A 25,721-nucleotide genomic window follows, 5' to 3' on the forward strand; every position below is an offset into this window, starting at 1 on the left:
CCGTGGTGGGCTGTCGTCCTTGTGTTCGTTTTCGGCGGTGTCCTCTCGCTCGTCGCTGGCCGGATGCTGCCCTGTCAGGATCAAGACCGTCAGGACCCCGACTACTGAGCCGTGTGCCCCGATAGACGATCCCGCCAGGAGACCGGCACCGCCGTAGAGTGCACGTGTGGAAGCGATGACGACCCTCGCCAGCGGCGAGTGGACAGCCGGCCCGATCGCCACCGTCCTCGCAGCGGTTGTCGCGGCCGCCCTGGCCCTCCTAACCGGCGCCGTAACCGGAGTATTCGCGCTCGTCCGGTTCGTGAAGGAACGGCAGGACGCCCGGGTCGAGCAGGGCCGCGGCCGGGAAGAGCAGGCTGACCGTCGCCGCTCCGAGGGGTGGGCGCAGCTGCAGTGGGCAATCGACACAGCGATGCAGGGCGACCGAGTCCGCCGGCGTGTAGGACTCAACGCAGCACGACTGCTCATTGAGCTGCCCTGGGTCGACGAGGCGGACAAGATGCGCGCGCTCGCACTCGCACGCGCAGTACTCGGGAAGTAGGCCGCGATGCGGATCAGCAAACGCGAACACCTGATGGCGCTCGAGCTCGAACGTCGCGCGCTCGAGCTGCTGGGCGATAGTGCGCCGGCCTGGGCGCTCGAGGATGCCGGCCAGCTCGGCCCCGACGTGCAGGTCGTCGACGACGAGATCCAAGACGTCACGGAACCGGAAGTTGGCGTCGAGTACTCGAGGGCGTGGAGTGAAGAGCCGTCGCCTGGTGAGGCTCCCGGTGCCGTCGGCGCCGTGATGCTTGCCGTCGCGCTGGAGGACGTGCTGCGTGCCGAAGGATTCGACCGAGCGTCGGCATACATAGGTGCTGCCGCGGCCGCGGACCCGGCGACCGCCGGCGATTCCTTCCGCGATCTCACCGTGCGAGCGCGAAGCGCGGCGTCGGAATACGAGCAAGAGCATCGACGACAAGTTGCCAGCGGACGGTTCACCAAGGAACGCGCACAGCGAGTTCAGTCCGCGCTCGTGGGCCTCGGACTATCGCGAGAGGATGCGGCGCAGTCCGCTGCGACAGCGGTCGACGAGGTGCCATTAGACGCTGGACTGTCTCAGCTGTTGACGGCTGCTCTGCGTGATGCACGACGGCGAGGCCGTATCAACGCAACTGCACGTCGAGTTTCGCGTGACGAGCCGGCTGCGTATGAGGGGCCGGAGTTCATCATCAATGGGAAGGCAGTTCGGATCCCGGGCTCGGAACCGTACCTCAGCGCAGCCCTGATGGCGTTCGTCAGCTCAGAGCCCGACGATGCGGAAGAGCCGGGCGATCGAGATGACCCTCCGGCTCCGCCTGTTGGCACCTGACCTACCGGCTGAGGCCCGAATGGGGGTCCGCTCATGACCGTTCGCCGCGGTGTGCTCGTGATACCCGGTGTGCTGGTGATGATCGCCGGCTTCGTGTTGATGGCTTTCTCCGACGGCCGGTTCGATCGACTCGTCGCATTTTCAGTCATCTTCGCCGGGTTCGCTGTTGTCGTGTTCACCACGGCTCGGCCGGGCCAGGCGGCCCTGTCCCGCTACTGGAACAAGTTCGAGAAGAAGCAGCCGCGACACCTGTCGCTCCCACACGGCCGCTGAGGGATCGTTGACTGGTTACTGGATTCGAAGAGCGAGGAAGCTCGAGCGGTGCAGGCGAACATCAGAGCAGTGTCAGTGCAGGGCCAAGCCTGGACCGTGACGCCAACCTCGATTATGTACAGCAGTTCGATGTCGAGCCCGATACGGGCCACCGTTATGTGGTCACCTGCGAAGGCTCACCGGTCGGACCTCCCTCGGACTGGAAGGCGACGAGTGCAGACGATTGCCGCCTGGTCAGCGGTGTACAATTGCTTGTCGCAGGTGTGCCTGGCGCGACCAACTACCGGTACAAGAAAGTGGGCGCGCTCCTCGCGGGCGGTAAGCAGTTCGATCTGTGAAACGCGGTGCAGTCCCTGTTGCAGTGAAGCCTCTCCGCCGCCCGGGCTTGCAACCAGCACTCAGCCAGCGTCTAATCCATATCGCCAGATAACTGCAACGATCACTCCTACACCGAGCAGCGCAAGCGCCCCATAGAACGGCGCGATTGACCAGGAGTACCAGATATCTCGGCCAGGAACGTACTTCCGTTTCAAGCGCTGCCATCGATTGACTGATCCATCAGAATCTTCCTCCACTGGATCATCGGCATCGTCTGGGTTCAAAGTGAACAACGGAACGCTTCGGAGCGATTGCGCTACGATGACATATAGCTTCCTAAATCGACGCTCCGTGTTCAGGTAATGCGCGTCCAGGTACGCGAATAAAAGGAGACCCAGTAGCCCCAGGAAAGCTAGCGGCCAAGCGCGCTGCGTCAGGGCAAAGCCGTATGTAGCGGTCACCACCGGGAGCACCCACCCCTTCGCCGCCGCGGACGATGCGGCCTGCCGCGTGACAACGGCTTGTAGATAGTCGAGGTGCTTCCGTCGATCCTCTGGCGTCACCGGGACGGATGCTTCATGCGCCTCTCGCTCGATTGCATGGCGGACATCGAGCATGGCTTTATTCTTGACCGCCTCCGAAAAACTTGTTTCCCGCGGCCATATTCGCCCCATTGCGTCCCCCTCGTTACGCGGCACGACATGCACGTGCAGATGGGGTACGGACTGCGTCGCTGATTCGCCGTTGGATTGAATCAGGTTCAAGCCAGACGGTTCCAGGGCATGCTTCACAGCTCTGGACAGGAGGAGCACTGCTCGCGTCAGGTGCGTCGCGGTATCGTCGCTTAGTTCCCAGACCTTTGGAACGTGTGACCGCGGAATTACGAGTACATGGCCGAGAGTTGCTGGCTCATCTGGAAAGAACGCAACAACATGCTCGTCGCGATACACCTCGCGAACGTCTGGGTCATTCTGCGCAACAATGACGCAGAATGGGCATTCACTCCCCATATTACGGGCGTGCCTTTGCCTGCGCTACCCAGCTTTCCAGGTTCTGTGTCAAGTTCGCATAAGTGGACTTCGTGTCAATTTTGCCCCACCAGTCAGTCGCGGTCGGGTCGAACACCGGAATTCCCCACACACCTTCCACCTCGTCGAACGGGTTCGCGCCAGCCTGGTCCGCGACCCCGAAAGACGACAGGCCGTGAATTCGAACACCAACCAGGGGCTTCCGATCCTGCCATGCCTTAGCGATCTCGTACTGAACCCACTCGCGCCCGGCGGTTTCCTGACCGATGAGAACCACCACAACACGCTTATACAGCATTTCCTTGGCAATCCAGTTCTCGATTGCCTTGGGTCCAGCGTTACGCTTGGATTCCCATTCCTGCGCATTGAGAAGCGGCTGGCCATCTAGAATATTGAGATTTCGGACCAGCTGCACGCGATTCACATCGCGCTCGTAGTGGAAAGAATAAAAGACGGTCTTTGTTGCCATAATCGGGTCCTATCGCAGAAAAGCGAGACACTCTCGCTGTTTGCTGAGCATAGCGGCAGGTTGGCCCTATGGTCGTACATGAAGCGTTCTGGAACGCCAGCCAGCAGCTTGCGCGCGGCTGGCAGCACGCGGCTCACCGCTACCGATCGTCGCGACGTGTTCCTATCGCCCGGCTACCGTCTCGATAGCCGGTCCTTTACGGAGCGCATCGGATCCTAGTTCGCCGCTGTGTGAGGTCCTGTCTCGCATAGGTGGTCCGGTGCCCGTCTCAATGACGGTGCGTCATACGAACGTCGGTCCCGGTTCGTACGACCCGGGTTGTGGGTAGTCGTCGTTCGGGTCGTTGGGTGCCGCCGCAGCAATTCTCTTTGGAGGAGGCGGCGCGCGGCTCCGAGGTGCGGGAGCTCGATGAGCCGATACCGATGTACGTCTGGTTCCCGCTTCCGGACCGCTTATTCGCAGTGATGATGCGGTGGCTCGCAGCATGACGCGCGATGCGGTCTGGGTGGAGGGGGCGTGGCGAGACGAAGCTCGCGGCTTGGGTCTGGCGCAGCAGCGTCCATCATCGAGTGGCGGAGAACCCGGCCCGGGATCCTCGTCCGTAGAGTGCGTTCAAAGCGGCACGCGGAGGTGCTCGTTCGGTGCGAGGTCGTTCTCTCGTGGCAACCAGATGTACCCGCGCACTTGCTCCTGGACCTGCTCAATGGCGTGCAGGGCGGGGCGGAGTTGCGTGAGGGCGTCGTTGACGGTAACGACTCGCTGCTCGTAGACGGCGGCTTGGTACCAGGCGGGTCCGACCGTCCCGCACGTGAGCTCACGGCGTAACGCGTCGACCGGCCAGCTGCTCCACCGCCACTGGGATGCGGTGCGGGAGACGTCGCCGCAGACGTAGACGCGGTCGGCCCAGCCGAGGACCTCGAAGAGGTGCACCTGCTCGAACTCGCCGTTCTGATTCATGGCCGAGAACCGGCCGATTCCCGCCCACGGGTTCTTCGGGGTCCGTGACCGCACAACGTCCTCAGCCTGCTGGAGACCGGCGAGGCGTTCCCACTGTGCGTTCGTTTCGCGGTCGTGGTACCAGAGCTCTTCACTGCGCTCCGGGGCCAGCGCGTTCTCAAGCTGCGAGAGGAGGGAGACACCAGTCGACGGCAGGAGGAGGTCGAAGGTCATCAGTTGAGCAGATTGTGTCGCAGGTCGTATCCGGTGTCGGCGAGAAACTGCAGCCGGTCGCGAACTTCCTGAAGCGAGGCTGCGTCGTCGTCGTTGCGCATGTCTGCGCGGAGGAGCGTGTTGGCGGTGATGATGTCGTCGGTGCGGTCGGTGTAGCCGGCGGCGGCTGCGGTGAGGAAGACCGTGGGGTCGGCCGGGCGAACCAGCTCGGTCCCCGAGTACCCGACCGTGTCGGCTTCGAAGCCGAGCCCGGCCATGTCAACTACGTCTTCGGTGAAAGCGACCAGCCGATACGGCATGTCTCGTTTGCTGATTGCCGGGTAGCCGGGTCGTTCGGAGATGGCGCGGCCGGAGATGCGGCAGCCCGCGCTGATGAGCCGTTCTGCCTGCTCGACGAGTGGCAGGTCGGAGGTCCATCGGGTTCTGACGCCGCCGGGTCCGGGGTAGCAGGCGATGGCGAAGTCGATGAGTCCGCCGATCTTCCGTGATTCCCACCCGATGTCGGTCCGGTGTACGCGTTTCCCGAGCCGGGCGAGCGCGTCATCGACCTGCCCGGGGGTGAGTCCTGCGTGGACGAGCCCGTCGAATGAGCTGCCGTTGACGGCGAGCATCCGTGCGACCGCGAACGTGACGTAGATGGGTGCGGCGTCCTTCCACCGGTCGTGCACGCCAAGGACCTGTTTGCCGTCGATCCACACGCGGCGTCGGTCGACGTCGACCAGCAGCACCGTCTCGGTCTGCTCCGCGAGCGCGATCTGCGTCACCGTCACTGTCCGCGGCGCCAGCAGCAGGAGGTCGGCATCAACGCCCGGCTCGTCGCGGGGCTGCTGCGTCAGCGTCGGGAACCGTGCCCGGCGGCCGTCGGCGAGCCGGATCGTGTCGTGCGACTCCACGACAGCGGTGAGTCCTGCGAGTTTCAGGACGGTGAGGGTGTCGGTGAGGTCGGTGGTGTCGCCGAGCCCGTAGGGCATCGTGATCTGCGGCCGCCCGCTGTAGGCGGCCGCGACCCATTCGAGTGCGGGCCCCATCAGCTGCGTTCTTCGGGGGTGTCGGGGCGGATGAGTGCCATCAGCCAGCTGGCTTCGGTGAGGAACGGCTCCCACCCGTCCCGGGTGTCCCCGTGGGCGGGTTCGAGCCGGTACTCGGCAGCGGTCCCGGTCCCGTGGACGGTTACCTGTCGGAGTTCAGGGTCGGGTGGGTCGCGGAAGTACATGTGTCCGTGGACGCCGTGCAGGTCGAAGGCGACGTTGATGAGGAACAGGTCCGGCCGGGCGGTCACGATCGCCACTGCCGTCCGCGGAACAGGGCGATGATCGTCGCGAGCGGCCGCCCCTGAAGGAGCCAGGTCAACGGTGTCAGTGGTTCGTCGTTGACGGTGAGGAAGGTGCGGGGTGTGGTCATGAACTCCGTCATCGCCGCCGCGTCAAGGAGCGGCTGCGGTGCCGCCGCGTAGAGCACGTCGAGGCCGGGCAGGAGCGACGACGGGTCACCGTGCTGCGGTAGAGCAGGCTTCACGAACTGCCAGTCGGGGATGCGTTCTTCGCCGTCGAGGTCGAAGCTCAGCAGCCGGTTCGACCCGAACAGCTCCCCAACCTCGTCGACGCTGACCTGCAGGGCCGCTGCGGCTTCCCCTTCGGTGAGAGTCGTCTCGAGCAGGTGCCGTCGGATTCGGGCCTGCGTCTGCTGCCACCAGTCTTCTGGAACGTCGGCAGCGGCGGCGGGAGTGACGCCGGGCACGCGGGGTATCTGTCGGCCTTCGTCGGCGTACGCGTGGACCTGGTCGAGGCTGACCTCACCGCGGGCGTACATCCACAGCTGCGACTGCCACGGCATGTCGTCCGGGAACCCTTCCAAGTATCCGGAGTGGATCACCGCCCGCACCGCCTTCTCTCGCTTCGCGATTTCGGAGGCGGGGATGAGGAGGGTCTGCACGATGCGGTCCGCCTCTCGTACCGCGGGCACGGTCAGGTCCGTGAGGGCCGTGTTGGTCTTGTCGTAGAGCTCGTACCCGGGTTCTTTGTCGATGGGGCGGACGAGGATCTGCGCCAGGTGCGCGTCCGGGTTGTCGGTGTCCTCGAGGAGGACGTGCCCCCAGAGGATGCGGTCGTTGGAGAGGTGCAGGGAGACCAGTCGCATCATCAGCGGTACCTCCAAGAGTCGGAGCGGTCAGGGGCGCGGAAAGTCGGCGGCGGTGCGGCCGATGCGATCGGGCGTGTAACGCAGGAGGAACCGCATGATCCGGTCCGCTTCGACCATCTCCGCAGCGGCAGGGTCCTGAGCGTCGGGGTTGACGTTGGTGAGGCGGAACCATGGCGGTTCGTCGGTGTGGTCGATGAGGACCGCCTCGTCCTTCTCTTCTGAATGATCGGGGTGGGTGAAGAGGATGGCGCCGAAGAAGCGGGTGTCGTCGTACGCCAACGTCAGGGACAGCAGCTGCAGACCGCTCGGGTTCGCCTGGTCAGTCATGGGGAAGGTTCCAGCGGAGGTCGTGGGCGAGGTTGGCTTGAAAGTGCAGCAGTTGCCGCAGCCCGTTGACGGCGTCCGTGTTCGCGGTCACCCAGCTGTCTTCATAGATGACGTACGCGGTGATGAACTCGTCCGTGCAACACCCCTCAGCAGTCAGGGTGGTGGTGTCCTGCGGGACGACGACCGTCACCGTCGCATCGTCCGCAGTGGCGGGCTCGTAGCCGAGCGCTCCCATGTCGGGGTGCTGGGCGAAGAACGTGGTCAGCCGGTTCGGCGGCACGAACACACCGGACTGCTGCGCCGCCCATCGGTCCGACATCACCCCACCCAACCCGATCAGCTGGTCCGCCTGCTGGTCGGTGGTGTCGTTGCGTCGCCAGGTGGTGCGGACACCGCCCGGACCCGGGTACGCGGCGAGCGTCCAATCGACCAGGTTGCCCAGGTCGGTGGCCTCCCACCCGGCCTCGGTCGACACGACGTGATCGCCCAGCGTTCGGAGCGCCTCCGCAACCTGCTCGACCGGCAGCCCTGACCGGGCGGCGATGTCCGCGGTGCTGCCACCGTGCATCGTGACCGTGCGGGCGACGGCGAACACGTTCCGCCACCCCGGCGTCGCGTCGCGCTCCATCGACGACCCGTGGACCTGCTTGCCGTCGGCCCAGACGCGCCCTCGTTTCCCGTTCACGACCACCAGGTCCGGATACCGACGCGCCAACGACAGCACCCCGCCTTCCGACCCGCCGGGCAGGACGATCAGGTCCTCGGTCCCTTCGGCCGGGGTGCCGTCATCGTTGATCCCGGCGGTCGGGTCCGGAGTGGCCAGGAACCCGGACCGGCCGTCATCGAACCGGAGCCGATCGAACGCCTCCACACGAGCTGGCATCCCCGCCGCAGCCAGCGCGACCAGCGTCTGGGTGATGTCGACAGTCCACCCGAGCCCGAACGGCAACGACAGGATCGTCTGCTCGTGCCGGATGTCCTGCACCCACGTCCGGTCAGACATCCGGCGGCCCCACCACTTCCGGACCACGCCCCACCGCACGGAGCTGGGAGAGCACGTCCAGCACCTGTGTCGCTGCTTCCAGCAGCGGGTCAGCAGGGTTCGTCAACGGAGCACCGTTGAGCAGCGTGAACACCAACCCGTCCTCCGTGCTCCGGACGTTGACGGTCCGTTGCAGGATCTTCGGCCCGGTGGAGTTCGTGAACGTCATCCCTGCCAGCGTCGGCCAGATGACGGCGTCGAACTGCGCCGACAACGACAGCAGCCGCAACGGCACCGGTTCGAACCGCGGCGGACCGTGACGATCAGGCATCGCCGGCCAACCGCGGGTCATCCTCCGACAGCCGCTCGAGACCCAGCCCGGACGCTTCAAGAATCGCGTTTTCGGACTCTTCCGTGGCGACGAACGAGCCGATCTGTGCGTTGATCGCGACAAGCGTCCCGATCCGACTCCGCGCATCCAACACGACCGCAGCAACTTCCTCGTCTGTGCAGTCGGAGGTCAGTTCTGGCTTCGACGGGTGCAGGGCGGGGAACTCGAGCTGCTGCACTGGCGGATGCCACTTCACTCCGATGCGCAGCACTCGGTCGTCAGCGTCGTTCCGGTAGAACATCGACCCGAACGGATGACCCTGGTCGAGGGTGAGGTCGGCGCCGTGGAGGGTCCAACCCGCTGCCGCGAAGGCAGGGTCCCAGCGCTGCACGGTGAGTGCTCCGAGGCCCATCCTCAGGCCGGGAATGAGCGCCTGGTCTACCTGCACGTCGGCGTAGAGGGCTTGCAGATCTTGGGGCGGTCCGCTTCGGAAGGTAGAGAACGGGACCTGCACGATTCGGCGTCCGGATGCTTCGTGCGCCTCTGAACTCACAAGCCCTCCCCCGCTCTTGTCTTCGAGAGCTGAGCGGCGCCAGCAAGCGGCTCGACACGGGCCACGGGGAGACCCTCTACGGTCAGCACCACATGTCCGTGTCCATGAACGAGAAGCACCCACTCGACGGGATGCGCGCCGAAATCGGTCGCGTCGACGTATCGCACGGGCGCCTCGCCGAGCGCGCCATCCCCCATCACGACAATCCTCCAGGCGTGGACGACCTGATGCCGTCTCGGCACGTCCTACTGGGTAGCGTGGACAGGTGAGACTCAGCAACGAGGTCGCCGCTCCGTCGACTCATTCGCTCACCGACCCAGGCCCCGCAACCCGAACGACCCCGCGGCCCACCTGCAGCTCGAACCGACTCCAATGGCCCCTCTCGCGCGCCGCATCGACGCCGCGTTGCGGCGTTCGCCTTGTGCCCAGCCGGTCTTGCCATGTCCGACAAGATAGCGAACATTTGTTCACTGCGCTCTGGCAGTTTCCACGGGAACGTCGGAGAGTGCCAGATCGCAGCGAGCCGAACCTCTCGGCGTTACGCCTCGCTGTTCAGCGGGCGCGGCACGACGCCAGCCTGACCTGGGACGAGCTTGCCGCCCGATCCGGACTGCAGCGTCGGAGCGTTCAGTACCTCGTGTCGGGAGAACGAATCGGGACGCTGACGGCCTGGTGGAAACTGGCGCAAGGACTTGGGCTGCGCTTCAGCGACCTGGTCGAGGCTCTCGATGCTCCGAACCCTACCGACGAGGTAGTCGTCGATCGATGGCCGTAGCTCCTCCGGCTCAAACCACGGGACGAGCTGGGCACGGCTACTCGAGGATGCGAAGCGGCCGCACCTGCCTCCCTTCCGTCGACGCGACCTGGGCCTCGAGGCCATGCACATGTTGGTGTAGTGCGAGCGCGTAGCGCCGTACGTTCTCTAGATCTTCGCTCGCGGTCGAAATCTGTTCTCGAAGTCCGTCGATGGTCGCGTCGCGCTCAGTGAGCTCAGCTCGCAGCTGAGTGATGGTGATCGGGTCCCGATCATCATCGTTCATTCGGCTAACCTCGAGCGGGACCCGGTGTTGGAGAGCGACGAGTAATTCGTTGTAGTGCTTGTGTGCGCTTCCGTGCGAGTACTTACCGATTCGTGCCATGCCGGCCTTGCTGACGGGCTCGCCGTTGGCTGAGAGCAATGTTCCCGCGATGAGGGCTTGGAGTGGCACAGGCAGGGGTTCGCTGCCGCTCATGACTTTGGCGAGGAGCGCGGCCAGCTCGCGGTTCGTCGTCATACGATCACCTGCCGCCGCGCCGCCGCCGCGTAGCTTCCCGGCAGCTCTGTGAGGATCAGCTCGATCAGATCGGGATCCGTGAAGGTCTCGAACTCCGGCTTGAGTTCTGGCATGTCGGCTTCAATCTTCTTTCGGGCACGTTCGAAGATGCCTTCACGCCCAACGTGCTCTCTTCGTGCGAGTTCCTGTCGGGCTCGCTGACCCTTCGTCATGGCCGAGTTCTTGCAGGCACCTGGTCGGCAGAGCCGGAAGTTTGCTTCCATCACGCCGCCGCACAGTCCGCCGGGGCCAAAGACGCAGATGGTGAACGTCCCGGCGACGACGTTCTTGTTGCCCTTGGCAAGCTTAACGAGCTGCTTTCCCGTCACAGGCTCGTTGATGAGTTTGTAGGCGTCCGAACGGATGAGCGCGTCGTCCAGTCGTTGGGCACCTCGGCCGCCAATCGCGTCGTCTAACCCAAGCTCCGTGACGTCGGCGGCGACGTCGATGAGCGTCTGGCCCAGGACGACCTGCCGAACTTCTTCGACTGACTCTGGGTCGGCGATGTAGACACTGTTCGGAAGGTGCCCGTAGTAGCCCTCTGCCACCTTCCGGCTGGACCAATGCCCCTGGGCTGCTGCGAGTGCGTCGCCCCATGGCTGGCTCGCATAACACTGCACTCCAGTGATCCTGATTGTTCGATGGGACAGCCACGTTGGCAGTTCCGGGAGTGCAGCGATCAAGCCGCGATCGGACAGGATCTCCCCTGCTCGTTCGAATCGACGAAGCCACTCGAACTGAAGCACCATCGAATCTGTCTTGGTGACCTTTCCGAGTCCCAGACCCGGGTGGAAGAGGATTTCCTCACCGGTAGTCGGGTGCACTCTTGGCGCGAGATGCAACGCTTTCTTCAGGCGCTTGATGATCTGAACGGCGCGGACGACGTCCTCGCTGACGACCCATGTGGCGGGGCGGGGCTCCGGCACGTTCTTGATTAGGAAACCGCGCATTCGCGTGACAGGAACATCGGTGTCGCCTCGTTCGTAGCTTCCGGCGCGGATGCAGTCATCGGGCAATGCCGCGAACTCTCGGTCCCGTACGGTTGTGAGCAGGGCTATGACGTATGCACAGGCGAACGCCAGCAGAGATGTCCAATAGTCCAACCCGTTTCCATAGCGGGTCGCGATCAGCCCGTCGGTCCATGGACGCAGTGATCCGTCGAGCGCTGGAACGTGCTGTATCGGCAGGTCGAATCCGTCCTCCCTCACCGACACGCCTCGCTCTCGTCGCAGGTCCGCCCAGACGGCGACCGCAGGGCCGACCGGGTCCTTGAGCACCTTGTTTGAGCAGCCAGCCATTTTGACGAAGGTGGCCCAAGAGGGTGCGGGATCGACTGTATCTCCGCGCAGTCCGACCGTTGCCGGGAGGGCGCGACCGGTCTCCCGCCACCGTCGCAGGTCGTCCATGACCACCGCGAGTTGCTCGGCTCGGCTCAGGTGAGTTCTGTCGGGCACCTGGGCAAGATGTTCGCGGCGCGTCAGGATGTCCTCCGCGCAGTGGTCCATGATCCAGAGACTTAGGCCGAGGACTGCGCCGCAAGTCTCCGGGTTGGGTCGCTCAGTGTTCGGGCCGCGCTCTGGCACTTTGAAGACCTTCATCACGCTTTCGCCGCCGAATGGGCGGCCGCCGAACATTTCCGGCGCCCCGAGCACGTGTCGAGCCTTCCATAGCGCGGGCAACTGCAGTGCGTACGTTGCGCTCGTTAGCGGCGCGTTGCCGGGGCTACGGTCCTCGATGGCCTGCGCCACTGACCGCCAGTCAGTTGCGGTCAATACCGTGCCGTGGGCATCGATGATGGGCAGGGTGACCTTGAATGTAAGAGCGTATGCGACCGCGGTCATCATCGATACGGGCGCGGCAGCGGCAAGGGCGAGAGCGTTGGGGGCCGAGGTGTCGAGGCCACTTGCGCCGGTTCTTGCGAGCGTCGGGTTGAGGCGGAGGAGGATCCAGTCCTTGACGATGTGCCGCCAGCGCGCCGGGATGTCAGCGAACTCGATTTTCCTCACGCTCTGATTCACGAGTGGGTAGCCTTCGATGTTCCAGATGTCATCGCCGTATCGGATGGGAGTGCGAATCTGCACACCTCGCGGGATGAGAGCGCGCACGTCCGTCGCGGGGCTGAGCCGTGGCCGCGCCCCTTGAACGGGGATTGACGGAACCGCCGGAGTCTTATTCACGAACCCTCGTTTCATAGTAGGCGCAGGCAACTAGCGCGCGACCGTTGTCGACGGCGGTATCGGGCGCTGCGTCGACGAGCGACTTCGGAAACTGTTCAAGGCTGCGGGTTGCGAATGCATACAAGAGCGGCGCGTCACCGTCGAGCCATTCGGCTGGTTCGTACTTTCGGATGTTCGCGCTGAACTCGACGGCCGCGACCAGACCCGGGATGACTTCAGGCGTGCGGTAGCCTTTCGGGCAGGTGAAGCACGCGATCGGCCCGAGACCGCAAGGGAGTGCGGGGTTTGTTGGGGATTGCCCGTTAGTGATGCATGCTGCGACGCCGACGTCCATGATTCCGTCTGCTGCCTCGATCGCGGCCTTCGCGTCGCGCTCGTGTTGCTCAAGCTCGATTTCGTCCGGGACGTCTGCTGAGGTCAGTGACGTACGGTCTCGCCAATGTTGCGCGACGTTGTCCTGCGTGGCGAGAAGGAGGGGCACTTTAATGACGTCGGGAACGGCGTCTGCGAGGTAGATGCGGGACATCTCTTCGCTCTGTCCGATGATTCGCTGTCCCGAGCTTCTTCCGCGGTTAACGGCCCCTTTCCGCAGCTTACGGAAGCTGATCGAGTCAGGAAGGCCGCCGCGTTCAAACGCTGCGCCGAAGTGCGAGGACCACCATTTGCGGATATGTTTCTCACCAAGCACTTCATTGGCACCGGTTGGGATGAAGAGTAAGCGGTCGAAGTCGAACGAGTGTTGGCGGAACGCGCGGTCGACGTTTGTGGCGGCAGTGATGAAGTTGAGTAGTCCGACGAAGCTGAAGAGTCCCCCGGCCGGCGCTGGTGTTCGGATGACTTGGCCGTTACGGGCCTTGACGCCGGTTGCGTATCCCGCTGTTTCGCTCGACTGCTCGGCAGAGTCGCATGTGAATGAACGAATGACGCTCAGGTTTGGTCCGAGATTGTCGAGGACGGCGAGCAGTATCATTGCCGGGACGAGGTCGTCCTCGTGGACTTCAAATCCTTGTGGAAGTGCCACCGCCTGGGGAGCGAGAGCGGGCGGTTCGAGCTGCAGCCAGTCTTTCGGCAGCGTCCCGTAAGTGCGTTGTACTGCTTCTCGGTACCGCAAGAACCAGGCGGAGACTCGCTCCTTCATTGACGCTTCGATGGCGTCCATGATGTCCGGCGCGTAGCCGACTACAGCCGGTTTTGTTACGGGGATCGTATAGGCGAAAAGGGCCTCCGAAAGCACTTCTCCGTCCGGATGCCACTGTTCCAAGGCGCCGCACACACAGCGTCTCAGGTTTCGACGTTTGCTTACATTGCCAGCGGCACGGACGATCGCATCCCAAAGAATCACTTCTGTCAGTAACTCGTCGTCTAGACGTGTACATCCAGCAAGGTCCTCAAGTTCGACCAGGAACTGACGCGCCCCACTTGCCACCGTTCTGACGGTAGCGGCTGAGGTCCACGTGCCACCACTGAGGTGTATCGATCTCAAGAGGTGTTCAGTGAGCTGATCTCCCGCCGCCGTGGATCCTAGCTGCCGAATGAAGATTGGATTTCGAGCGCCGCTGACAGCGAGCCGAAGATCTCCAGCGGTGGTTCTCGTGGCTTCTGTGATGTAGTTCGGGTTGACTCCGCGTTGGTCCGTGTTGCGAGCACTGAGGTAGGCGCGGTCATTGTCCATCCTCATTGCTGCGTCCGTCCGAGGAACGCGTCGATCGTGTACCGGCTGGCCATCAGTCCGACTTGTTGGATGTAGAGCTGCGTTGTTTTCTGGTCGATGTGACCGAGCCCGATCGATGCCATTTTCACTGCGCTTTGAATGTTGACGCGATGGGGTTTGCCGTCGAGGTCTCGGCCAGCGCTGGTCGGGACTCCGAAGTAGAAGAGCGCTCCGAGGTGCGTTGCGTAGGTTCCGCGAAGGTCGTGGGTCGTCACGTGGGGGAAGATGCTTCCGGCCTCTGCAGCGCGGCGTTCCGCCTCGGCGGAGACGTCGGTGACGATCTCTTCGGCCGTGCGCTCGCTGAGGGGGCGGCCGCGGTGGACGGTCAGGAAGATCAGCGCTGGTTGTCCGGTTTCGGTGACGAGTCGCCGCCGTTCATCGGCTGTCATTGTGTTGAAGTTCCTGCGGATGCCGTCCGTGTCGACGATGCCGTGGAACTTTGCCGTGGGGCCGCTCGCAACCCAGATCGGGTTTGCGGGTGGCTTCCATCTTTCGAGTTGGTGCCGTCGGCCGCCTGTTTCCGGATCGACGTACTTGCGCACTCGGTCGAGGTGTCGACGGATAGCGGGGAGGACGACTTCCCGGGAGGTTTTTGAAACGGCGCCGGGGAGGCGCATCTGGATGAGATCGCCCTCGACTGGATTGGGGTTGCGTGGTGTGCTTGAAGGCGCTTGAAGGATTTCGTAGGTGAGGAGGTGGGCGAGCGTGTCGGCTCGTGCGCCGCATGCGAGTCCGAGGGAGATGAAGGCGGCGTCGCGGGCAGCGGTGTAGTTCTGGCCGTTGTTGCGGGTGATTGCGGCGGCGAGGAGTTGATCGATCTGCGGTGGTTCGAGCGGCGTTTGGGCGGCGCTCGCTTTCGGGATGCCTCGACCTTCGCGCATCGAGAGCACCGGACCGTTGGCCGTTCGCAACTCGTCGAGCGTGATTGGCAGAGGAATACCTCGTTCGTCGCGCAGCCATTCGTAGAAGCCGCGGATCGTCGCGCGGTCGGAAGCGATCGTGTTCCCCGAAACGCGATTCGGCCCGGTCGTGCGCGTGTTGATGTACCCAACGATGTGCGCGTTTGTTGCGCCGCGCAGTGACGTGTTGTGTGCGGTGATGTAGTGCAGGAATGTTCGGAGGCTGTCGGCGCGGGTGATTGCGGTCCTGGTCTTGCGGAGTCCCGTGCGCGCGTCGACTTCGCGCAGCCACGCCGATGCGTCGTCCTCGACGATTCCGTCGATGGTGATCACGGGAGCCGTGACCGGTGGAACGACGTGCGGGACGACTCCGAGGGTGCGTTGCACGATCTGGACGTCCCAGTCGCCGCCGCGGTGCACTCGTACTCGTGCCATCGCCTGCCCCTTCGCTAGTGGGAGCCAGTATGGCCTACAGCGAGAGCAGGAGACAGGGGTTTTCCGGACGATGACGGCAGAACCCCCCTGCACTCCCACGAAGAGGAGACAGGGGGGTTTTCCGGATCTTTACCGCTTCAGGTTCGTCAGCTCCTGCAGCACCTCGTCCGAGGTCGTGATGATGCGCGCGTTCGCCTGGAACCCGCGCTGCGCCACGATCAGGTTCGTGAACTCCTGCGACAGGTCGACGTTCGACATCTCGAGCGTGCCCGACGCGAGCTGGCCGACGCCGGGCGACCCCGGCGCGCCGACGGACGCGTTGCCGGAGTTCGCCGTGGCACGGTACCCCGAGGCGCCGGTCTTCTCGAGGCCGGCCGGGTTGGCGAACGTCGCGAGGGCGATGCGACCGATCGCGAGCGAGGCGCCGTTCGAGAAGCTGCCGACGACCGTGCCGTCCTTCGAGATCGAGTAGCCCTGCAGGGACCCGGCCTCGTGTCCGTTCTGCGACGCGATCGACGCGGTGTTCAGCGACGCGAACCCGGTGAGCTGGCTCATGTCGACGGTGATCCCGCCGACGGCGAGGGTTCCGCCGCTGGTGAGCGCGCCGTTCGCGCCGAAGGCGATCGACGAGGTCGCCTGCGTGCCCTGACCGTCGGTGGCCGTGACGTCCCAGCCGGTCGTGGTGCGCTTGTAGGCGATCGACATGGTGTGCTTCGCGCCGGACGCGTCGTACACGGTCGCGTCGCGGGTGATCACCGTGTCGACCGCGGTCTCGGACGGCAGGTTGCCGGTGACGCCGGCGGTGGTCGTGCGGACCGCGGGGGCGGCGGCGTCGAGCGGCAGGACGATGTCCGACAGCGCGCCGTTCTCGTTGACGACGCCGTTCGTGGCCGGGTAGCCCTGGACGATCTTGCCGTCGGCGGTGACGAGGCGGCCGTCGGCGTCGAAGTCGAACGCACCGGCACGCGTGTAGACCGTGTCGTTGCCGAGGCGGGTGACGAAGAAGCCGTCGCCCGAGATCATCAGGTCGGTGGCCTTGCCGGTGGCCTGGGCGGAGCCCTGTGCGAAGTTCGTGGAGACGCCGGCGACCTGCACGCCGAGGCCGATCTGCGCCGGGTTCGTGCCACCGATGCCGGTCTGCGGTCCGCCGGCGCCCTGGGTCATCTGCGACAGGGTGTCCTGGAAGACCGTCGACGACGACTTGAAGCCGACCGTGTTGACGTTGGCGATGTTGTTGCCCGTGACGTCCAGCATCTGCTGGTGCGAACGGAGGCCGGAGATCCCGGAGTAGAGCGAGCGGAGCATGGTGCGTCCTTTCGGAGAACGAGGAAGAGGAAGGGTCAGGAAGCCGGAGCGGCGGTCGTGATGCCGGAGATCACGTCGAGTGCGACCTCCTTGCCGTTCACGGTGACCGTGGGCACGCTGTTCGCGTACGACACGGCCGAGGCGGTCCCGGTGACGGAGGTGCCCGTCGTGGCGTCGGTGTAGCTGACCTGCTTCCCGACGAGGTTGGCGGCGGCGATCCGCATCTGCAGCGAGAAGTTCTCGTTCGCCGTCGTGGTCTGGTTCGTGATCTGCTCCATCATCGCGAGCTGCGTCTGCTGGCTGATCATCTGGTTGGTGTCCATCGGCGAGGACGGGTCCTGGTTCTGCAGCTGCGTGACGAGCAGCTTCATGAACACCTCGGAGTCCATCGTCTGCGACTTCTTCGAGGAGGCGTTCGCGGCGAGGGCCGCGGCCTGCGCGGCCTGGTCCACGCTGCCGGTGATGCCGTCGATCGGCATGGTCGTTCCCTTCGGTTCTGCCTGTGCTGGCGAACGTCGCTCAGGCGAGGACGTCGAGTCCGGCGGTGCGGACGGTGGGCGTGTGGGTGGCGCCGGGTCTGCGCGGGGTGAGCCGTGCCTCCAGGCCGGGGTCGCCGACGTCGGGGCGGAGCGTCCCGGCGGGCTGTCGCTGCTCGCGTCCCGGTGCGTCGCCGGGGTGGTTCTGCGACGAGAGGTCCATGGTCGTCGTCAGCCCGGTGCCCGACGCGTCGCGGCGGAGGTCCGGCAGGACCTGCCGCACCGCGTCGCGGCCCGCGTCGGAGGCGGCGAACAGCTCGACGTGCATCCCGTGCGTCGTGACGTGCGCGCGCACCGTCACCGGTCCGAGCGTGTCCGGCGTCACCTGGATGGTGACGACGTGCTCGCCGGGGCCGGCCTGCGCGAGCGTGAACACGGGACGGCTCAGCTGCTGCGCGAGCGGCGCGGGTGCGTTCGCGGCGGTCGCGCCGGACGCGGGCGCCGGCGCGGCGGTCGGGGCGGTGGTCGGGACGGCGAACGGCGTCTCGCCTCCGCGCGGGGCGGTGACTGCCTGGAGGCCCGGATCACCCTGACCGGCCGCGCCGCGGTCCGACCCGTGGCCGGTCTGGGCGCTGCTGCCCTGCTGTTCGGCGGCGGGGGCGGCCGGGGCGACGGCGCCGGTGACGACGGGCGCCGCCGTGTCGGCACGGGCGGCCGGTGCCGGTGTGGCTGCGGTCGCCGTCGCGACCGCGGGTGCGGTGATCGCGGGCTCCGCCGTCGTCGCGTCGCCGACCGTGGCGGACGCCGTGGGGTGGCCGGACGCGGTCGGGGTCGTCGCGGTCGGGGTCGTCGTGGTGGGGATCGTCGCGGTCGGGAACGTGCCGGCGGACGGGGTGGTCGTGCCGGTGGGGGCCGGTGCGGCGGCGGCCGGCTCCGCGGCGGCCGGTGCCGCCGTGGTCGTCGTCGTGGGCGTGGGCGTGGCAGCGGCGGTGACGGCCTCGGCCGCAGGTGCCGTCGCGCGCAACAGGGCCGGACTGCTCGTCCCGGTCGACGTGCCGGACGCCTGAGCGTCGGCGGGAACGTTCGTCGCGGTCGTGACGGCGACCGCGGCCTCGGCGACCGCAGTCGTGACGGCTGCTGCCGCCGGCGCGACGGCGATCGGGACGACCGCCGCCGGCACCACCGTCGCGACGAGCGGGTTCACCAGCACCGCCGATCCGGCCGCGCCTGCCTCGTTCCCGTCCGCCGTGTCCGCAGTGTGCGCCTCGGCGCCATCCCGAGACCGCACTCCGGCGGCAGGAGCGGGCCCGGTTCCGCCTCCGGTCGCGATCTCGACGGCGCCCGCGGCACCCGCGGTGTCGTCCGGCGTCCCAGCGGCGGCCAGGGCGGCACCGAACGAGTCGGCGCTCCCCCGAGCGGCGCCGGCAGTGGGCTTGGCGGCCGTGGGTGCAGGTCCCGGCGTGGCGATCGTCATGCTCATGCTGCGCTCCCCGAGTTCATCAGCGACAGCAGTGCCGCGGTCTGCAGGTCGGTGGTGCCCGACGCTCCCGAGACCGCGGGCGTCGCCGACGCCTGCGCCGGGACGATGCGACGGATCGTGGCGATGTCGGAGTCCTTGTACCAGTTGTCGACGATCCGGACGTCCTTGCCCGGTCGCGGTGCGTGCAGGACCTTCCCGTCGCCGACGTAGATGACGACGTGTCCCTCGCCCTTCGGGATGATGAGGTCCCCGGGCTGGGCGTCCTTGAGCGACCCGACCTCGACGCCCATCTTCGCCTGGTCCGGCACGACCCGGGGCATGCTCACCCCGAGGTCCTTGAACACGGTCTGCACCAGGCCCGAGCAGTCCATGCCGCTCGTCGTGGTGCCGCCGAACACGTACGGCACGCCGAGGTACTTCTTCGCGTCGGCGACGACGTCTGCCCCGGTGGCGCCGCTGCCCGTCGCGATGGTGCCCGCCCCGGCGTCGACCGAGGTCGCGGTCGAGACGCCCGACGCGGTCGCTGCGGGCGTGCCGGAGGTCGTGCCGGTCGCGGTCGCCAGCGCATCGGCGAACGCGGTCGAGTTCGCGGCGCTCGACGACGAGGCCGTGGTGGCGGTCGCCCCGGTGCCGGTCGTCCCCGTGCGCAGGGCGTCGATCTGGGTCCGGATCTCGGAGATCCGGGAGAGCACGGCGTCCACGCTCATCGGGCACCACCTTCCGCACGGCTCCGGGCCGCGATCTCGTCGAGGGCGTTCTGTTCGGTGCGGAGCTCCTCGGCGGTCTGCTGCTCCGTGTGCTGGACCTCGAGCTTCTCGAGCCCGAGGGCGGACCGACGGGCACCGTTGTAGTCGTCCTGTGCCTGGTCGGCATCGGCGCGACGGCTGCGGACGACGGCGTCGAGCTCCTCGAGCATGCCCCGGGTCGCGGCACGTGCAGCGGCGACGGCGCTGAGGGTCGCGGCGTCCTGGATCGGCTGCGACCCCTCGGCGTCGGCGAGGCTCCGGCGTGCGGCGATCCGGGCGTCGGCGGCGTCGCGCACCCGCTCGTTCGCGGCGGCGAGGGCGGCAGCGGCACGGTCCTGTTCGGCGTGCCGCAGGCGGAGGAGCCCGGCGAGCGGGAAGCGGCGCGCCATCAGGCCACCGCCAACTGCTGCACGAGCGTCCCGAGGTGCTGCCACGACGCAGCCGCGGTCGCGCGCTCGTCCATCCCCTGGCGCAGGAACGCGTCGATCGCGTCCTGGTGGTCGACGGCGGCGTCCACGAGCGGGTTCGTCCCGGGCTGGTACGCGCCGACGTCGAGCAGGTCCTGCGCTGCCCTCCGTGCGGCCATGACCTTCCGGAGGGTCGTCGCGGCACCGCGCTGCGACGGCGTCGTGACCTTCGAGGCCACGCGCGACACCGACCCGAGCGCGTCCACCGACGGGAAGTGCCCGGTGATCGCGAGCTTCCGGTCGAGCACGACGTGCCCGTCCAGGATGCTGCGGGCGGCGTCCGCGATCGGCTCGTTGTGGTCGTCGCCGTCGACGAGCACCGTGTACAGGCCCGTGATGCTGCCGACCCGGTCGGTCCCGGCGCGCTCGAGCAGCCCGGCGAGCACCGAGAACGTCGACGGCGGGTAGCCCCTGGTGGCCGGCGGCTCCCCCACGGACAGCCCGATCTCCCGCTGGGCCATCGCGACGCGGGTGAGCGAGTCCATCATGAGGACGACGTCCTGGCCGGCGTCGCGGAACGACTCGGCGATGCGGGTGGCGACGAACGCGGCACGGAGGCGCATGAGCGCGGGCTCGTCCGAGGTCGACACGACGACGATCGAGCGGGCGAGGCCCTCGGGTCCGAGGTCGTCCTCGAGGAACTCGCGCACCTCGCGGCCGCGCTCCCCGACGAGCGCGATGACGTTGACGGCGGCGTCGCTCCCCCGGGCGATCATCGACAGCAGCGACGACTTGCCGACGCCGGAGCCGGCGAACAGGCCCATGCGCTGTCCCCGGCCGACGGTGGTGAGGGTGTCGAGCACCCGGACGCCGAGCTGCATCGGGGCGTCGATGCGCGTGCGCGCCATGGCGTTCGGCGTCTCGTGGTCGAGCGGCACCCACGCGACCGGCTCGCCACCGGCACCGGCGAGCGGCCCGCGGTCGTCGATCGGCCGGCCGAGTCCGTCGAGCACCCGCCCGAACAGTCCCGCGCCGGTCGGCACGAGGACGGGGCGACCGGTCGGGCGTGCCGGTGTCCCCGCGGTGATGCCCGTGAGCCGTCCGAGTGGCATGCAGCGCACCCCGGTGACGTCGGTCGCGACGACCTCGACGAGGGTCTGCGGCCCGCCCTCGGCACCGACCGAGACGACCTCGCCGACGTGCGCGTCGAGCCCGGCGACCGTGAGCCCCAGCCCGACGGCGCTCGTGACGACGCCGACGCGCTGCGGGGCAGCCTGTCGGAGCGCCTCGTCGAGCCCACGGGGGCGGAGGATCGGTCGCTGCAGCGTGGCGGTCATGAGGCGACCCCCAGCGCGGTGCGGGCGCGGTCGAGCGCCGTGGTGATGCGGGCGTCGAGCAGCCCGTCCGGCAGGTCGACGACGGCGTCGCCGTCGGACAGCGTCGGGTCCGCGACGACCGGGACCGGCAGGTCCAGGTCGGCCACGCGGGCAGCGTCGCCGACGCTCAGCCGGATCGCCACGGCGACCGTGCGGTCGATGGAGGCGAGTGCCCGCACGACGGTCGCCTCGGCACCGGACGCGCCCCGCGCCTCTCCCCACGCGCTCGGCCGACCCGTTGCTCCGCAGGCTCCGCAACGGTCCGGAACCGGCGCGAGGGGGCCCAGGCCGTCGGTGGTGTCGGCAGACTGCCTGGAGGCACGGATCGCGTACCCGACGACGGCCTCGGCCAGGTCGACGGCGGCAGTCGCGACCGACTGCTCCGCGGCGTCCAGGACCGGCGTCACCTGCGACAGCATCGCGTTCGTCGCGGCGTCGAGGACGGCGACGCGACGCGCCGCGTCGGCGTGCACCGACGCGAGGCGCGCGGCGTGCTCGGCCTCGAGCCGGGCACGGAGCGCGTCCGTCTCGGCCTGCGCCGCGCGGAGGCCGGCGGCGTACCCGGCGGCGTGTCCGCGGACGTCGGCGCTGGCGGCACGGTCGCGTCCGGCCGCGTCCCCGATGACGGGGAACGCGACGCGCTGGACGGTGGCGGCGGCGTCAGTCAACGAGCTCGTCCTCCTCGGCGCGGTGGACGGTGATGACGCCCTGCGCCTCGAGTTCGCGCACGGAGCGGACCACCTCGGCGCGTGCCTCCTCGACCTGCGACACCCGGACCGGGCCCATCGCCTGCAGCTCGTCGTCGAGGAGTTCGCGGTTGCGCTCGGACACGTTGGCGCGGATGGTCTCGACGACGGGGGCGGCCGCACCCTTCATCGCGGTCGCGAGGAGCTTCGAGTCGATGCCCCGCAGGACCTGCTGGATGTCGCGGGACTCGAGCTTGACGATGTCCTCGAAGGTGAGCATCCGGGAGCGGATGTCCTCGGCCAGCTCGGGGTCGCGCGCCTCGAGCCCGTCGAGCACGGCCTTCTCGGTGGCGACGTCCGACCGGTTGATGATCTCGACGAGGGGCTGGATGCCGCCGACGACCTCGAGGCTCTCGCGCGGGGACACCACGGCGCCGGCACGCTGCCGGAGGACCCCGGCGACGATCCCGACGGCCTCCGGGGTGGCGGAGCCCATCGTGGCGAACGCCTGCGCGACGTCGGTGCGGACGCGCTCGTCGACCCCGGCCAGCACGGCGCTGGCCTGTGCCGGCTTGAGGTGCGCGAGCACGAGGGCGATGGTCTGCGGGAGCTCCCCCTCGAGCAGCGTGACGACCTGCCCGGGTTCGGCGTCGTCGAGGAAGTCGAACGACTGCCCCGCGAGGTTCGAGGCCAGCCGGTCCATCACGCCCGCGGCCCGTTCGGCGCCGAAGGACGCCTCGAGCAGTCCGAGCGCCGTCTCCTTGCCGCCGCGCTTCTGCATGCGGCCGCTCATGGTCATCCGGTGGAACTCGGTGAGGGTCCGGTCGACGACGGTGTCCTCGACGCGGCGCATCCGGACGATCTCGGCGGAGATCTCCTCGGCCTCGATCTCGGTGAACTGCTTCATCACCTCGGCGGCGCGCTCGGTCTCCATCTGCATGAGGATGAGCGCGACCTTCTGGGCGCCGCTCAGCGGACGCTCGTTCGCGCCGCTGGCCGCGCCCCCGGCGCTCGGCACCAGGGCGCTCACACCGGTGCCCGGTCGTCGAGGAGCCCGCGGAGGAGCTCGGCCGTGCGCTTCGGGTCGCGCTCGGCCAGGGCGGAGATGTCCTGGCGGCGGCGCTCGGCGGTGATCTCCTCGGTGGTGAGGATCTCGGTCGGCGCGTCGTCGTGCGGCATCGTCGGCAGCGCCACGGTCGGGGCGTCCCCGGCCTGCAGCGTGCTCCGGTCGGCGCCGTCGACGGCGAGGGGCAGCTGGAAGGTGTCACCGGCGAAGGCGTCGAGCTCGCCGAGGTCGACCGCCTCGCGCTCCTGCTTCCGGCTGCGGCGGGCGAGGAACACGAAGAGCGCGATCACGGCGAGCAGCGCGCCGACGACGATCCCGGCAGTGCGGATCGACGACCACAGCGCTTCCTGCTGGTCGGCCTGCTGCTGCTCCTTCAGGGCCTTCGCGGCACGGTCCGCCGTGCTCGTGTCGAAGTCCATCATCGCCACGCGGACCTGGTCGCCACGGGTCTGGTCGACACCGGCTGCGGCGGACACGAGGTCGTTGATGCTCTGCAGGTTAGCGTTCTGCACCGCGGTGGCCTTCGAGTTCAGCGCGACGGAGATCGTCTGCCGGGAGAGCCCGCCGGCGGGCAGCTGGGTCGTCTCCGTGGTGTGGTCCACGGCGTTGTTCTTCGTCGCGGACTCGTTGGTGTAGCCGTCGTCGCCCGTCCCGCTGCTGGCGGTGCCGTTCGGCACGGCGATGTTGTCGGGCCCGAGCACACCGGTCGCGCCGCTGCCGGCCGCACCCGATCCGGAGCCGTACTGCTCGGTGGTCGACGACTCGTTCAGCGCCACCGGACCGGTCGTCGGCGTCGTGTACGACTCCGAGGTGCGGGTCCCCGAGTTCTGGTTCATCGTCGCGGAGACCACGACGCTGGCGTTGCCGACGCCGAGCGTGGTGTCGAGCAGGTCCTGCACCTTCTTGCTCGTCGACGCGTCGTAGTCCGCCGCCTGGTCCGCACCGCTGCCGGTCGCCCCGGTGCCGACGGCGGAGAGCGTCTGGCCCTTGGCGTCGACGACGGAGACGTCGGTCGGCTGCATGCCCTCGACGGCGGCGCTCGTGAGGTGCACGATCGCCTGGACCTGGTCGGTGCTCAGCTCCGCGCCGTTCTTCGTGGCGATGAACACGGACGCGGTCGGGTCCTTCTCCTCGGAGACGAACACGGTCTTCTCGGGGATGGCGAGCTGCACGGTGGCGGTCTGCACGCCGTCCATCGCGCCGATGGTCTTCGCGAGCTCGCCCTCCATCGCCCGCTTGTAGGTGACGTCCTGCTGGAACTCGGAGCTCGTCACCCCCATCTTGTCGAGCAGGGAGTAGCCGCCCTCGTTCGACGACGGCAGCCCGTTCGACGCGGCCTTGAGCCGCTCCGAGTACACCTGCGCCTGCGGCACGAGGATCGTCGCGCCGCCGTCGGTCAGCTGGTACGGGACACCGTCGGTCTGCAGCTGGTCGGTGATGGAACTGGCGTCGGCTGCCGCGAGGCCGGTGAAGAGCGGCGCGTAGGACGCTTTGCCGAGCCAGCTCGCGAGTGCGATGCCGCCGAGCAGGAGCGCGGCGATGACGAGGATCGCGATGGTCCGCTGGGCGGCGCTGAACCCCTTGACGTAGGCGGCGAGACGTCCGAGGACGTTCTTGACGGCGACCGGCATCAGGCCTGCATCCTCATGATCTCGTTGAAGGCGTCGACGCCCTTGTTGCGGACGGCGGAGACGAGCTCGAGGGTGACCTGCGCACGGGTGGCGGCGATCGTGGCGTCGTGGATGTCGTCGAGGTTGCCCGTGACGGCCTTGAGCGCCAGGGTCTTCGAGTCGCTCTGCAGCTGCTGCAGCCCGTCGACGGCGTTGCCGAGGCTCGCGGCGAACCCGCTGCCGTCGGTGCTGGTCGCCCCGGCGGTGCCGGCGACGTCGCTGGAGGTGCCGGACACGCTGGTCAGTGCGTTCGTCATCGCGTTGGTGGTCACACCGTTGACGGCGTCGATGGGCATCAGTTCTTCCCGATCTGCAGTGCCGCCTCGTAGGCGGTCTTGGCACGGTCGACCACGGCGGCGTTCGCCTGGTAGCCGCGCTGGGCCATGATGAGGTCCGCCATCTGCGTGCCGAGGTCGATGTCGGGCATACGGACGTAGCCCTCCTCGTTCGCGAGCGGGTTGTCCGGGTCGTAGGTCACGCGGCCGGCTGCGCTGCCGAACGCGGCGCCCTTGACGTAGGCGCCGGAGACGCCGTTGCCCTCCTGGACCTCGACGTACCGGGCCTGGAAGGCGGTGTCGTCCATCGACTTCACCGTGTTGGCGTTGGCGATGTTGTCCGACACCGCGTCGAGCCACTTGCGGTGCACGGTCATGCCGGTGCTCGCGATGCCGATCGCGTCGAACGTGGTCACGAGGTGGTCCGCATCGCCGCACGGACGCTGGTGAGCTCGGAGTTCATCGCCTGGGTCGCGAACTGGTACCGGAGCACGGTGTCGACGTTCGAGAGCGTCTCCTCGTCGAGGTTGACGTTGTTCCCGTTCGTGTTCGTCGGCTCGAGGCTCCGCGCGACGGTCGGCGTGGTGCTGCCGTTGCCGTCGACGATCGACTTCGCCAGGGCGTCCTCGAACTGGACCTTCTCGGCGTGGTAGTTCGGCGTGTTGATGTTCGCGATGTTGTTCGCGATGACCTTCTGCCGCATCGACAGGCCGTCGAGCGCACTCTGCAGTGCGACGCTCGTCACGGAATCGAACACT

General features: G+C 67.4%; 29 protein-coding genes and 1 pseudogene. 3 read left to right on the forward strand and 27 right to left on the reverse strand.

Annotated features, from left to right (window positions below; all coding sequences use genetic code 11):
- The first annotated feature begins 166 nt into the window (after positions 1–166).
- The 3 genes from CRP27_RS17900 to CRP27_RS02925 are packed head-to-tail and all read left to right on the forward strand — an operon-like array spanning position 167 to position 1,624.
- Positions 167–541, forward strand: coding sequence for a hypothetical protein (locus tag CRP27_RS17900; RefSeq protein WP_141399667.1), 375 nt, complete (start codon positions 167–169; stop codon positions 539–541).
- A 6-nt stretch (positions 542–547) separates the two neighbouring features.
- Entirely contained in the window at positions 548–1,351 is an 804-nt protein-coding gene (locus tag CRP27_RS17905; protein WP_141399668.1) for a hypothetical protein, read from the forward strand.
- Between the two features lie 33 nt (positions 1,352–1,384).
- Positions 1,385–1,624 (forward strand): hypothetical protein, encoded by a 240-nt coding sequence (locus CRP27_RS02925; RefSeq protein WP_141399669.1) that lies wholly within the window; start codon positions 1,385–1,387, stop codon positions 1,622–1,624.
- Positions 1,625–2,022: 398 nt separating this feature from the next.
- Here the strand turns inward: CRP27_RS02925 and CRP27_RS18405 are convergent, their stop codons facing one another.
- From CRP27_RS18405 to CRP27_RS03060, 27 genes and pseudogenes are all read right to left on the reverse strand, one after another.
- Positions 2,023–2,559: a hypothetical protein gene (locus CRP27_RS18405; RefSeq protein ID WP_255257449.1), complete on the reverse strand. Its 537-nt coding sequence runs from the start codon at positions 2,557–2,559 to the stop codon at positions 2,023–2,025.
- A 78-nt stretch (positions 2,560–2,637) separates the two neighbouring features.
- A pseudogene (locus CRP27_RS18410) lies at positions 2,638–2,952 on the reverse strand (HIT domain-containing protein); the annotation flags it as partial.
- Position 2,953: 1 nt separating this feature from the next.
- Positions 2,954–3,439 carry a TIR domain-containing protein gene (locus tag CRP27_RS02935; protein ID WP_097179233.1) on the reverse strand — a complete coding sequence of 162 codons (486 nt, stop codon included), beginning with the start codon at positions 3,437–3,439 and terminating at the stop codon, positions 2,954–2,956.
- Between the two features lie 612 nt (positions 3,440–4,051).
- A complete protein-coding gene (locus tag CRP27_RS02940) occupies positions 4,052–4,609 on the reverse strand; it encodes a hypothetical protein (RefSeq protein WP_097179234.1) in 558 nt (185 codons plus the stop codon).
- Positions 4,609–5,637, reverse strand: coding sequence for a hypothetical protein (locus CRP27_RS02945; protein WP_097179235.1), 1,029 nt, complete (start codon positions 5,635–5,637; stop codon positions 4,609–4,611). The genes CRP27_RS02940 and CRP27_RS02945 overlap by 1 nt, the downstream gene beginning before the upstream one ends.
- Positions 5,637–5,897 (reverse strand): hypothetical protein, encoded by a 261-nt coding sequence (locus CRP27_RS02950; RefSeq protein ID WP_097179236.1) that lies wholly within the window; start codon positions 5,895–5,897, stop codon positions 5,637–5,639. Before CRP27_RS02950 ends, CRP27_RS02945 begins: the two co-directional genes overlap by 1 nt.
- On the reverse strand, positions 5,885–6,748 hold the full coding sequence (locus tag CRP27_RS02955) for an antitoxin VbhA family protein (RefSeq protein ID WP_097179237.1): 864 nt from the start codon (positions 6,746–6,748) through the stop codon (positions 5,885–5,887). Before CRP27_RS02955 ends, CRP27_RS02950 begins: the two co-directional genes overlap by 13 nt.
- 27 nt (positions 6,749–6,775) lie before the next feature.
- Positions 6,776–7,075, reverse strand: coding sequence for a hypothetical protein (locus CRP27_RS02960; RefSeq protein ID WP_097179238.1), 300 nt, complete (start codon positions 7,073–7,075; stop codon positions 6,776–6,778).
- Positions 7,068–8,078 carry a hypothetical protein gene (locus CRP27_RS02965; protein WP_141399670.1) on the reverse strand — a complete coding sequence of 337 codons (1,011 nt, stop codon included), beginning with the start codon at positions 8,076–8,078 and terminating at the stop codon, positions 7,068–7,070. Before CRP27_RS02965 ends, CRP27_RS02960 begins: the two co-directional genes overlap by 8 nt.
- On the reverse strand, positions 8,071–8,388 hold the full coding sequence (locus CRP27_RS02970) for a hypothetical protein (RefSeq protein WP_141399671.1): 318 nt from the start codon (positions 8,386–8,388) through the stop codon (positions 8,071–8,073). Before CRP27_RS02970 ends, CRP27_RS02965 begins: the two co-directional genes overlap by 8 nt.
- The gene (locus tag CRP27_RS02975; RefSeq protein ID WP_097179241.1) at positions 8,381–8,902 is read right to left on the reverse strand and encodes a hypothetical protein; all 522 of its coding nucleotides are present in this window, start codon (positions 8,900–8,902) and stop codon (positions 8,381–8,383) included. Before CRP27_RS02975 ends, CRP27_RS02970 begins: the two co-directional genes overlap by 8 nt.
- An 851-nt stretch (positions 8,903–9,753) precedes the next feature.
- Positions 9,754–10,215, reverse strand: a complete 462-nt coding sequence (locus tag CRP27_RS02985) for a hypothetical protein (RefSeq protein ID WP_097179243.1) — start codon at positions 10,213–10,215, stop codon at positions 9,754–9,756.
- Entirely contained in the window at positions 10,212–12,272 is a 2,061-nt protein-coding gene (locus CRP27_RS02990) for a hypothetical protein (RefSeq protein WP_141399672.1), read from the reverse strand. Before CRP27_RS02990 ends, CRP27_RS02985 begins: the two co-directional genes overlap by 4 nt.
- A 151-nt stretch (positions 12,273–12,423) precedes the next feature.
- Positions 12,424–13,857 carry a hypothetical protein gene (locus tag CRP27_RS17910; protein WP_176505440.1) on the reverse strand — a complete coding sequence of 478 codons (1,434 nt, stop codon included), beginning with the start codon at positions 13,855–13,857 and terminating at the stop codon, positions 12,424–12,426.
- 248 nt (positions 13,858–14,105) lie between these two features.
- On the reverse strand, positions 14,106–15,374 hold the full coding sequence (locus tag CRP27_RS03000) for a site-specific integrase (RefSeq protein WP_176505441.1): 1,269 nt from the start codon (positions 15,372–15,374) through the stop codon (positions 14,106–14,108).
- A 231-nt stretch (positions 15,375–15,605) separates the two neighbouring features.
- Positions 15,606–16,781 carry a flagellar hook protein FlgE gene (locus CRP27_RS03005; protein WP_097179247.1) on the reverse strand — a complete coding sequence of 392 codons (1,176 nt, stop codon included), beginning with the start codon at positions 16,779–16,781 and terminating at the stop codon, positions 15,606–15,608.
- 35 nt (positions 16,782–16,816) lie between these two features.
- Positions 16,817–17,260, reverse strand: coding sequence for a flagellar hook assembly protein FlgD (locus CRP27_RS03010; RefSeq protein ID WP_097179248.1), 444 nt, complete (start codon positions 17,258–17,260; stop codon positions 16,817–16,819).
- Positions 17,261–17,300: 40 nt separating this feature from the next.
- Positions 17,301–18,737, reverse strand: a complete 1,437-nt coding sequence (locus CRP27_RS03015) for a flagellar hook-length control protein FliK (protein WP_097179249.1) — start codon at positions 18,735–18,737, stop codon at positions 17,301–17,303.
- The gene (locus tag CRP27_RS03020) at positions 18,734–19,444 is read right to left on the reverse strand and encodes a C40 family peptidase (RefSeq protein ID WP_097179250.1); all 711 of its coding nucleotides are present in this window, start codon (positions 19,442–19,444) and stop codon (positions 18,734–18,736) included. Before CRP27_RS03020 ends, CRP27_RS03015 begins: the two co-directional genes overlap by 4 nt.
- Entirely contained in the window at positions 19,441–19,872 is a 432-nt protein-coding gene (locus CRP27_RS03025; RefSeq protein ID WP_097179251.1) for a flagellar export protein FliJ, read from the reverse strand. Before CRP27_RS03025 ends, CRP27_RS03020 begins: the two co-directional genes overlap by 4 nt.
- Positions 19,872–21,227: a FliI/YscN family ATPase gene (locus tag CRP27_RS03030; protein WP_097179252.1), complete on the reverse strand. Its 1,356-nt coding sequence runs from the start codon at positions 21,225–21,227 to the stop codon at positions 19,872–19,874. Before CRP27_RS03030 ends, CRP27_RS03025 begins: the two co-directional genes overlap by 1 nt.
- Complete coding sequence (locus CRP27_RS03035; protein WP_097179253.1) at positions 21,224–21,934, reverse strand: hypothetical protein; 711 nt, start codon at positions 21,932–21,934, stop codon at positions 21,224–21,226. Before CRP27_RS03035 ends, CRP27_RS03030 begins: the two co-directional genes overlap by 4 nt.
- The gene (fliG, locus tag CRP27_RS03040) at positions 21,927–22,982 is read right to left on the reverse strand and encodes a flagellar motor switch protein FliG (RefSeq protein ID WP_097179254.1); all 1,056 of its coding nucleotides are present in this window, start codon (positions 22,980–22,982) and stop codon (positions 21,927–21,929) included. The genes CRP27_RS03035 and fliG overlap by 8 nt, the downstream gene beginning before the upstream one ends.
- Positions 22,979–24,649: a flagellar basal-body MS-ring/collar protein FliF gene (gene fliF / locus CRP27_RS03045; RefSeq protein ID WP_097179255.1), complete on the reverse strand. Its 1,671-nt coding sequence runs from the start codon at positions 24,647–24,649 to the stop codon at positions 22,979–22,981. Before fliF ends, fliG begins: the two co-directional genes overlap by 4 nt.
- Positions 24,649–24,984: a flagellar hook-basal body complex protein FliE gene (gene fliE, locus CRP27_RS03050; RefSeq protein ID WP_079235908.1), complete on the reverse strand. Its 336-nt coding sequence runs from the start codon at positions 24,982–24,984 to the stop codon at positions 24,649–24,651. The genes fliF and fliE overlap by 1 nt, the downstream gene beginning before the upstream one ends.
- Positions 24,984–25,379 carry a flagellar basal body rod protein FlgC gene (locus CRP27_RS03055; RefSeq protein WP_255257409.1) on the reverse strand — a complete coding sequence of 132 codons (396 nt, stop codon included), beginning with the start codon at positions 25,377–25,379 and terminating at the stop codon, positions 24,984–24,986. The genes fliE and CRP27_RS03055 overlap by 1 nt, the downstream gene beginning before the upstream one ends.
- The gene (locus tag CRP27_RS03060; RefSeq protein WP_097179256.1) at positions 25,376–25,720 is read right to left on the reverse strand and encodes a flagellar basal body protein; all 345 of its coding nucleotides are present in this window, start codon (positions 25,718–25,720) and stop codon (positions 25,376–25,378) included. The genes CRP27_RS03055 and CRP27_RS03060 overlap by 4 nt, the downstream gene beginning before the upstream one ends.
- Position 25,721: the final 1 nt, after the last annotated feature.

The sequence above is a fragment of the Curtobacterium sp. 314Chir4.1 genome (assembly GCF_900215175.1).
In the GTDB taxonomy this organism is placed as follows: domain Bacteria; phylum Actinomycetota; class Actinomycetes; order Actinomycetales; family Microbacteriaceae; genus Curtobacterium; species Curtobacterium pusillum_A.

Coding starts and splice junctions, on each gene's coding strand:
- CRP27_RS17905 (WP_141399668.1), top strand. CDS start 548: ATGCGGATCAGCAAACGCGAACACCTGATGGCGCTCGAGCTCGAACGT.
- CRP27_RS02925 (WP_141399669.1), top strand. CDS start 1,385: ATGACCGTTCGCCGCGGTGTGCTCGTGATACCCGGTGTGCTGGTGATG.
- CRP27_RS18405 (WP_255257449.1), bottom strand. CDS start 2,559: ATGCTCGATGTCCGCCATGCAATCGAGCGAGAGGCGCATGAAGCATCC.
- CRP27_RS02935 (WP_097179233.1), bottom strand. CDS start 3,439: ATGGCAACAAAGACCGTCTTTTATTCTTTCCACTACGAGCGCGATGTG.
- CRP27_RS02940 (WP_097179234.1), bottom strand. CDS start 4,609: ATGACCTTCGACCTCCTCCTGCCGTCGACTGGTGTCTCCCTCCTCTCG.
- CRP27_RS02945 (WP_097179235.1), bottom strand. CDS start 5,637: ATGGGGCCCGCACTCGAATGGGTCGCGGCCGCCTACAGCGGGCGGCCG.
- CRP27_RS02955 (WP_097179237.1), bottom strand. CDS start 6,748: ATGATGCGACTGGTCTCCCTGCACCTCTCCAACGACCGCATCCTCTGG.
- CRP27_RS02960 (WP_097179238.1), bottom strand. CDS start 7,075: ATGACTGACCAGGCGAACCCGAGCGGTCTGCAGCTGCTGTCCCTGACG.
- CRP27_RS02965 (WP_141399670.1), bottom strand. CDS start 8,078: ATGTCTGACCGGACGTGGGTGCAGGACATCCGGCACGAGCAGACGATC.
- CRP27_RS02970 (WP_141399671.1), bottom strand. CDS start 8,388: ATGCCTGATCGTCACGGTCCGCCGCGGTTCGAACCGGTGCCGTTGCGG.
- CRP27_RS02985 (WP_097179243.1), bottom strand. CDS start 10,215: ATGACGACGAACCGCGAGCTGGCCGCGCTCCTCGCCAAAGTCATGAGC.
- CRP27_RS03005 (WP_097179247.1), bottom strand. CDS start 16,781: ATGCTCCGCTCGCTCTACTCCGGGATCTCCGGCCTCCGTTCGCACCAG.
- CRP27_RS03010 (WP_097179248.1), bottom strand. CDS start 17,260: ATGCCGATCGACGGCATCACCGGCAGCGTGGACCAGGCCGCGCAGGCC.
- CRP27_RS03015 (WP_097179249.1), bottom strand. CDS start 18,737: ATGAGCATGACGATCGCCACGCCGGGACCTGCACCCACGGCCGCCAAG.
- CRP27_RS03020 (WP_097179250.1), bottom strand. CDS start 19,444: ATGAGCGTGGACGCCGTGCTCTCCCGGATCTCCGAGATCCGGACCCAG.
- CRP27_RS03025 (WP_097179251.1), bottom strand. CDS start 19,872: ATGGCGCGCCGCTTCCCGCTCGCCGGGCTCCTCCGCCTGCGGCACGCC.
- CRP27_RS03030 (WP_097179252.1), bottom strand. CDS start 21,227: ATGACCGCCACGCTGCAGCGACCGATCCTCCGCCCCCGTGGGCTCGAC.
- fliF (WP_097179255.1), bottom strand. CDS start 24,649: ATGCCGGTCGCCGTCAAGAACGTCCTCGGACGTCTCGCCGCCTACGTC.
- fliE (WP_079235908.1), bottom strand. CDS start 24,984: ATGCCCATCGACGCCGTCAACGGTGTGACCACCAACGCGATGACGAAC.